Source organism: Paraburkholderia sp. BR10954 (assembly GCF_040965775.1).
GTDB classification, from domain to species: Bacteria; Pseudomonadota; Gammaproteobacteria; order Burkholderiales; family Burkholderiaceae; genus Paraburkholderia; species Paraburkholderia youngii.
This window is the reverse complement of record NZ_JBFRCK010000172.1, coordinates 1-1,081: the sequence shown is the minus strand read 5'-3', so window position 1 is coordinate 1,081 and position 1,081 is coordinate 1. Positions and strand designations below refer to the sequence as shown.

General features: G+C 58.0%; 2 protein-coding genes. Both read left to right on the top strand.

Annotation, left to right across the window (positions count from 1 at the left end; translation table 11 throughout):
• On the top strand, positions 1-370 hold a 370-nt coding region (locus AB4Y34_RS41660; protein ID WP_368719284.1), incomplete at its 5' end, for a hypothetical protein.
• Positions 371-883: 513 nt separating this feature from the next.
• A partial coding sequence (locus AB4Y34_RS41655; protein WP_176370190.1) for an AAA family ATPase occupies positions 884-1,081 on the top strand: 198 nt, incomplete at its 3' end.

The window sequence follows — 1,081 nt, the reverse complement described above, 5'->3', positions numbered from 1 at the left end:
GGTCTTCGCGCCGTCCGACGTGCTTCTGAATTTGCCGGTCAACGACGTTATCGACATCGACCGGATGACTTCGGATACGATTGCGGCGTTCGTCGCTGGGTGGGTGGGGGCCGACCTGATCATCGCGACCGATACCGACGGCATATATAGTGCTGATCCCGATGTCGTTCCGGACGCGATGTTTCTCGAACGAGTCTGCGCTTGCCAACTGACGCATGCGACATCAATCGACGCCGAAGCCGTCAGGATGATTCGCCGCTGGAACGTCAGGACTTCCGTGGTGAATGGGACCATGCCGGACCGCTTGGTGAGATGCTTGCGTGGCCAACCGACAAGAAGGACGGAGATTGTGCTCGACTGCGCCTGTTGACGCGCCCAGGGCACCTATCAACCTGGATAGGAGTGCATTGAACCTTCCTGTTGGCCACTGCGTATCGACTATATTCCCAGCAGAAGAAATCGAAAGAGAAGAACCCTTGGTGACCACGAGTCTTCATGGTCCGGCAGCGCATTTGGAGAGGTACGTCACGCGGGACTATCCGGGTAAGTCCAGACCAGACGACGATTCGTCGACAACACCGCTCTCAACCTGCGCCAAAGCATTGCGGATAGCGTTCGCTTGATCCCGCAAGGCGACATGAGCTCCTCATCTTCGGTCTGTCCGGATCAGGCGGGCAAACTCGTAGCGCGGCACTTCCCCGCAAATGCGGTCCGCCGCGCCCCTTTCGTGGACGCCAGCTGCGGCACGCTCAGGTCGGCGAGAGGGGGCAGGGTGTCAGTGCCGGAGCGTTGTACCGGAGCGTTAAGCGCGCCGCCGGATATGAGAATTGGGCGCTTCGCCTCGCGCCGAAACCAACGCTTCAATTGCCAATTCGGGGGATAAATGAAGCTGCACCATGTTCAGATAAAGAACTTCCGACTTCTCTCGGATGTCGAACTTGCTTTGGAAGATCTTACTACAGTCGTCGTGGGCCGCAACAACAGTGGCAAGACGTCGCTTTCTGAAGTCATCCGACGGCTAATCGCCGACGGAAGCGCGCAGTTTCAGCTTGAAGACTTCTCAAGCGCCTGCTATGAGGAC